Origin of the sequence: Bilophila wadsworthia ATCC 49260 (assembly GCF_000701705.1) — a bacterium.
Classification (GTDB): Bacteria; Desulfobacterota; Desulfovibrionia; order Desulfovibrionales; family Desulfovibrionaceae; genus Bilophila; species Bilophila wadsworthia.
Genome location: NZ_JNJP01000140.1, coordinates 1 through 6,010, shown reverse-complemented (window position 1 = coordinate 6,010; position 6,010 = coordinate 1). Strand labels below are relative to the sequence as shown.

The following is a 6,010-nucleotide window of genomic DNA, read 5'->3' as shown; positions in this document are numbered from 1 at the left end:
CTCCCTTCCCCCACGCCCCCATCCCTCCTCTCCCAAAGACTTTCATGCTTATCGAATCCCTGTTCGCCGCTTTCCCGGTTTATCTGAGGCCGGTCTTTATTCTTGCGCGCTCAGACAAAAGAGGTTCCCGTCTCCATGAAGACGGGAACCTCTCGAATGGCAATCAAATTTTTTCCGCGTGGCGGGATTTCCGCCATGTGGGTTCTCCACCAGCTGGCGGAAAAGGGGAAACGGGATCAGGACGGTTCTATGGCTGTCCTTTTGTTTTCTTCAACCTCGCTGTCGAGTGCGGCCTTCTCTTCAGGCGCGATTTTGAGCGCGGCGGCAAGGCCATCAAGATAGCTGCGCTCCATGAAGTGATCCACGTCAATGATCATGGCGGAAAGCCGATACAGATCACGGGCTTCGTCGTGGTTGGCTATGCGGGACGCCAGCGAGGCCGGATCGAGCGGTTTATTCAGCAGCGTATCCAGAACCTGCGCCATATCCCGGCCCGGGAACAACGATTCCACGGCATTGTGGATATTGGCCCGTTCCTTGTCGTCGATGTGTCCGTCGGCGCGGGCGGCGAAAACCATCGCCTCCAGCAACAACAGGGCCGTCTGATCCGCCGAAACAGCCGGGGGCGGCGTTTGCTGCAGCTCGGCGGGCCAGCCGCTCGGTGCGGACTGGGCTGACGGGGCCGGTTCGGCGGGTTGCCCCTGTGGGGCCGCGCCGTTGGCTCCGGACCACTTCTGGTAGAATTTCCATGCCAAGGCACCGACGGCGGCCGTCCCACCAACCATCAGCGCGCCTTTGGCAACCTTGCGGGCCGTCTTGCCCGACATCAGCGTGCCGAGCAGTCCCCCGAGCGCCGCCGAGCCGAGCAAACCGCCCAGCCCTCCGGCGGATTTCACCATATCGCCAAGGGCGTTTCCCGTCCCCTGACCGGACGGGGCATCCGCCTTCTGCTGTCCGCCGAGAGCGCCGTTCAGCTTGTCGCCAAGCCCTCCCAGCCCGCCGAGGCCGTTGCTTATCTGATTGAATAAATCCTTCATGAGGAACTCCTTGCCTGTTTGTGAGGCGGAAGAACCTCCCGCCCGGTTACGACACTAACAAAACCGGGCAAATCCGCCAGCGCATGAGAATCTCACGCCTCCCGGCTGTGATGGACCCGGCGCATCTCCCGAAGGAACATGTACAGCACGCCCATTGAGGTCACGAATGACAACGAATCCGAAACGGGCAGACTGATCCAGATGCCTTTCAACTCAAAAAAGCGCGGCAGAATGAGCAGGCAGGGAGCCAGAAACAGCAGCTGACGCGTCAGAGAAAGGAAAATCGACAGTTTGGCCTTGCCGATGGACTGAAAAAAGTTGCCGACGACGATCTGGATGCCAACCAAGGGGAATACCAGCGTAGCGAGGCGCAGACCTTCCACGGAGAGGGCGATCAGGCCCGCGTCGTCGGTGAACATCCGGGACACGATTTCCGGAGCGAACTGCCCGGCAAGGAACCCCGCCGTCGTGATCAGCCCGCCCGTGATGACGCCGTACTTCAGCGTCTGCTTTACCCGTTCGAACTGCTGCGCCCCATAGTTGTATCCCACAATGGGCTGCATACCTTGCGTAAGCCCCATAACCAGCATCACGAACAGGATGAGTATCCGGTTGAGGATGCCGAACGCCCCGATGGCCATGTCGCCGCCATACCGCTTGAGGCCGATGTTGATGAGCACCGTTACCAGACAGGCGCACACATTCAGCAAAAACGGCGACATGCCGATGGAAAAGATGCTTGAGACAATCTTCCAGCGCAGCCGGAACGTCCCTTGCCGGAAATGCACAGTGCTTTTCGGATTGCGGAAGTGGCTCAACACCCACACCATACCTACGCATTGTGACAATACCGTGGCGATAGCCGCGCCCCGGATGCCCCATTTCAGCCAAAAGATGAATATCGGTGCCAGAATGATGTTCATGCCCACGGTCAACACGGCGGAAAGCATGGCTTTTTGCGGATACCCCGTGGCCCGCATGATGTGGTTGAGCCCGAACATGGTACAGGTGACCGGCAGGCCGTACAGAATGATCTGCATGAAATCGCGGGCATAGGGCAAGGTGTGTTCGCTGGCCCCGAAAGCCGTCAGCACCGGATCAAGCACCAGTTGCGACAGCAGGCCGAACGTCACCCCGTTGATGAGGCCGAGCAGCAGGACGTTGCCGAGCACGCGGGTAGCGCCGTCGATGTCCTGTTGCCCCAGCCGGATGGAACAGATGGACGCGCCGCCGATGCCGACGAGCAGAACCAGAGCGAAGGTCAGGTTCATGACCGGAAACGTGATCGCAAGGCCGGAAATGGCCAGCGGACCGACGCCGTGCCCGATAAAAATACTGTCGATGATGTTGTAAAGGGAAAAGACCACCATCGCAGCGATGGCGGGCAAGGAATACCGGAGAAGCAGTTTTCCGATCGGTTCTGTTCTCAGCAAAAGCGTGGCGCTGGTGTCAGCCATATGTACCTGCCTTGTCTCTATCGATTGGAGCAATACGAAATACGGAAATCCGTTCTGCGTTGCCGCGCAGGACGGGAAGATGTGGCACTCAACGGGGGGAGGAGTGGAAGAGAAAGCCAAAAAGGTGAGGTGGGCCTGTTTTGAGGCATCCCGCCTGCAAAATCAAGCGGAAAAATACACGTCCGGAACCGCCCCTAAAGACGGGTTCGGCTGAAATACGGCGTTATTGCGGAAGTTACGCAATCTTAGAGCAATGCAAAAAGGCGTCCCGCATTCAGGACGCCTTCCTCCGAAAACGTTAGGCTGCGGAAGGCCGATGCTCCAAAAGAAGTCGCCCGTCAAGCCCGAACACACGGAACGCACCGGCTTCGAAGACGCCATAAGAAGCCGGAAAGCCGCCCTTGGGCAGCGTTGTGCTGCCGGGGTTCCAGAAATGAACGCCGTCGACGGTTTCCCCGCGCGGGATATGGGTATGCCCGCTCAAGACCACATCGCCGGGGCGCACGCCGGGAATGGGGGGGCAACTGGGAAGGTGGTGTCCGTGCTGTGCCACGATGCGCAATCCGTCAGCGGCTATCACGGCGCTGTCTTCCACCGCGAACGGAAGCAGCATGAGATCCACTTCGGCGTCGCAGTTGCCGCGCACGGCCACGATGGGCGTGTCGAAATCCGCGAAGACGGAAACCACGCTTGGCGGCCCATAGCTGGAAGGAAGGGGGTTGCGCGGGCCGTGATACAAATAATCGCCCAGGAGGACCAACATATCGGGCAACAGCTCCTCGCAGCGCCGGCGCAGAAACGCGGCGGCTTCCGGGGAACCGTGCAGATCGGAAGCAATGAGCAAACGCATGGGATATCTTTCTCCAGAAATAAGGATGAATGAGTCTACCCTGTTCCTCCATTGCACGCAAACGGGGTAGAACGGCCGTCCCCGCATGGCCGTGCACACGGGGGCTCGGGATAAAATCCCGGTTGACGGAGTTCCGACCCGGAAGTAGGGTTCTCCGCCGTGCCATTTCCGGCGGAAACGACGGCCATCCGGACCGCCCCCAACCTCTTGAGCCAGCCATGCCCATCTTTTCCCATACCGTCACAGGATACCTGTTCGCCCTGCTCGCCACCGTGGTCTGGAGCGGGAATTTCGTCGTGGCCCGCGGCCTCGCTGGAGCCCTCTCTCCGGTTGAGCTGTCCTTTTGGCGCTGGAGCATCGCGTTTCTGACCATCCTCCCCTTTGCGGGCCGGAGCCTGCTGCGTTCGCTTCCCCTCGTCCGCGGCACATGGGGCAAAGTCATTCTCATGGCCCTGCTCGGCATCACCTGTTTCAACACCTTCATCTATCAGGCCGGGCATACGACCGACGCCACCAACATGTCGCTGCTCGCCACGGCCTCTCCCATCGTCATGGCCGCCATCGCGCACCTGTTCCTGCGGGAGCGGCTTTCCCGGTTCCAGTTCTTCGGGCTGTGCGGCGCCCTCTGTGGGGTCATCATCCTCGTGTCGCGCGGCAGGCTCGGCACCCTTCTCGGGCTGCGCTTTGCGCAAGGCGACTTATGGATGCTCCTTTCAGTCTTCCTGTTCGCCGTCTACAGCCTTATGCTCCGCTGCCGTCCCAAGGCGTTTCCACAAAAGGCCTTTCTTGCCCTGCTCATCGGCATCGGCGTCCTCGGCCTGATCCCACCCCTGCTTTGGCAGGCCGCCGACACCGGGCTGAGCCCGCTGGACGGCTCCATCCTCAGCGCCCTCATCTACATAGGGGTCGGGGCATCGGTCGTTTCCTTCCTCGCGTGGAGCCTCGCGATCGAACGCATCGGCATGGTCAGGGCGGGCATCATCTACAACAGCATCCCGCTGTTTGCGAGCCTTGAGGCCACATTGTTCCTGGGCGAGTCCATCACGCTTCCGCAGATGATCGGCGGAGTGCTCATCATCGGCGGCATCTGCTACGCTTCATTCGGCGATCTCTACGCGGCAAGGCGTCTTCTCAAGTAATCCTTCCCCTCACGCCGTAAAACGAAAGGCCCTCCTCAACGGAAGGGCCTTTTTTCAATCTCGATGTTTCTTGTCATGGTGTTCTTTGAATTTTTTCGCCTGTCCGGGCGGAAGCCCTCCCTTCTTGGCAAGGCCGGGAGGCACGCCCTTCCACTTATCCCGATCGTGATCGTAGCGAGACTGCCCGTATCCGAACCGACGCGGATCGACCTTGTATTTCCGGGCAATGCGCTCCCAGCTGTAGCCGTCGTCGCGCAGGGAGCGAATACGGGATTCGCTTACTCCCGCGATGTGCGCCATCGTGCGGATTCTCGCCCGTTCGAGGCGTGACTCGGCATTGCGCCAATCACGATCATACCGGCTGTAATCCCTGCCCCCCTGCATAGCGTCGTTAAGGGCATCATGGGCCCTGTCGGCGGCACGGGTCATATCCGCCAATTGTTCGAGCGCATCGGAAAAATTGCTCAGATTTCCCGAAAAAGCCGGAAGCGGCGCAAGGCTCAATACTCCGGCAAGCGCCATAACGAGCAGGCAATGCTTTTGGTTCATATGGCGGTTCTCCTGTTCTTGTACAGTATTCCTGACCGTGTGGAAACGCCTCTACGGTGTTTCGCCAGAAAGAGCAACGCCCTTACGGACCACGCCCGGATGACTCGTTTTTTCCCTCTCCAAAACAAGTTGGTTTCATTCGGAAAACTCTAATACTGCGGCCTGAAGCAAAATATATAACGCCATGCCGAACGGCTCTCAGAGTCTTTCCGCGTCATGGGCATCAAAAGCCTCGGCATCACGGAAACGGTGATTCCGTTGGCCGCAGCCGCCTCATGGCAACGTGCCGCCGCAGGCTCAATGGAAACTGAAGTTGCCACCGATAGCTATTGAGGCTTTTGACGCGGCGAACGCCTAAAGGGCTCTCATCTTCTTTCCTTATGTTCTTTCGGTGAACCATGATCCTTCTTCCATGATCACTGGCAGTATAGGTTCTTTCATACCTTGAAAACATCGGTACCGCATCGTTCCGTTTTTCAGATTGCCCCAACTCCACCCCACGCAGCAAATAGGGGAAAAAGAACTTTACAGAAAAGGAAGGGGCGACGGGAAACAACGTGAACCATCCCTTTTTCGATTCCATGTCCGGCCCATTGCATTTTTTCATCTTCCCTCCGCCTTCAGTACGTGTCCACCTGCCTCTCCCGCATCTATAAGTCAAAACCCCCGGCAAAGCCGGGGGCTTGAAACGCGGTAACCGCTCAAAGCGGTTTTTGCTATTCGCCTACGGCGAATTACAGCAGCTTAAGCTGCTCCACCTTCCTGTCTTCTTTTTCCTGGTTCCCTATGTAGAGCCGAATTTCCCGTTCTCCTACTCCTACCGTGCTTACAAAATATCCTCTCGCCCAGAAACTCGCTCCTGTTATTTTACAAACTTTTTCAAAATGTTTCGCTATCTCAATAGCGCTTTTTCCTTTTAAATAGCCCACTACTTCTGCCACCCCATATTTAGGTGGAATCGACAGTAACATGTGCACA

The 6,010-nt window shown here is 58.3% G+C and carries 7 protein-coding genes; 1 reads left to right on the top strand and 6 read right to left on the bottom strand.

The genetic code is table 11. The annotated features are described in order from the left end of the window. Window positions 1-236: 236 nt before the first annotated feature. From T370_RS0121015 to yfcE, 3 genes are all read right to left on the bottom strand, one after another. Window positions 237-1,037 (bottom strand): tellurite resistance TerB family protein, encoded by an 801-nt coding sequence (locus T370_RS0121015; protein WP_029436907.1) that lies wholly within the window; start codon window positions 1,035-1,037, stop codon window positions 237-239. A gap of 92 nt (window positions 1,038-1,129) precedes the next feature. Then, complete coding sequence (locus T370_RS0121010) at window positions 1,130-2,494, bottom strand: MATE family efflux transporter (RefSeq protein ID WP_029436906.1); 1,365 nt, start codon at window positions 2,492-2,494, stop codon at window positions 1,130-1,132. A 298-nt stretch (window positions 2,495-2,792) separates the two neighbouring features. Then, a complete protein-coding gene (gene yfcE, locus T370_RS0121005) occupies window positions 2,793-3,344 on the bottom strand; it encodes a phosphodiesterase (RefSeq protein WP_029436905.1) in 552 nt (183 codons plus the stop codon). 218 nt (window positions 3,345-3,562) lie between these two features. Here yfcE and T370_RS0121000 point away from each other — a divergent pair, with 218 nt between their 5' ends. Further along, window positions 3,563-4,483: a DMT family transporter gene (locus T370_RS0121000; protein WP_029436904.1), complete on the top strand. Its 921-nt coding sequence runs from the start codon at window positions 3,563-3,565 to the stop codon at window positions 4,481-4,483. Window positions 4,484-4,537: 54 nt separating this feature from the next. On the opposite strand, the gene T370_RS0120995 is transcribed toward T370_RS0121000, so the two are convergent. From T370_RS0120995 to tnpA, 3 genes are all read right to left on the bottom strand, one after another. Beyond that, the gene (locus T370_RS0120995; protein ID WP_029436903.1) at window positions 4,538-5,032 is read right to left on the bottom strand and encodes a hypothetical protein; all 495 of its coding nucleotides are present in this window, start codon (window positions 5,030-5,032) and stop codon (window positions 4,538-4,540) included. Window positions 5,033-5,270: 238 nt separating this feature from the next. Further along, window positions 5,271-5,639, bottom strand: coding sequence for a hypothetical protein (locus T370_RS25280; RefSeq protein WP_156034482.1), 369 nt, complete (start codon window positions 5,637-5,639; stop codon window positions 5,271-5,273). Window positions 5,640-5,766: 127 nt separating this feature from the next. Continuing rightward, window positions 5,767-6,010: IS200/IS605 family transposase (gene tnpA / locus T370_RS0120990; RefSeq protein ID WP_034507416.1), on the bottom strand; the 244-nt coding region annotated here is incomplete at its 5' end.

Bases quoted from the DNA above. Each gene is read 5' to 3' on its own strand.
- T370_RS0120995 (WP_029436903.1), bottom strand. From the start codon at position 5,032: ATGAACCAAAAGCATTGCCTGCTCGTTATGGCGCTTGCCGGAGTATTG.
- yfcE (WP_029436905.1), bottom strand. From the start codon at position 3,344: ATGCGTTTGCTCATTGCTTCCGATCTGCACGGTTCCCCGGAAGCCGCC.
- T370_RS25280 (WP_156034482.1), bottom strand. From the start codon at position 5,639: ATGAAAAAATGCAATGGGCCGGACATGGAATCGAAAAAGGGATGGTTC.
- T370_RS0121015 (WP_029436907.1), bottom strand. From the start codon at position 1,037: ATGAAGGATTTATTCAATCAGATAAGCAACGGCCTCGGCGGGCTGGGA.
- T370_RS0121000 (WP_029436904.1), top strand. From the start codon at position 3,563: ATGCCCATCTTTTCCCATACCGTCACAGGATACCTGTTCGCCCTGCTC.
- T370_RS0121010 (WP_029436906.1), bottom strand. From the start codon at position 2,494: ATGGCTGACACCAGCGCCACGCTTTTGCTGAGAACAGAACCGATCGGA.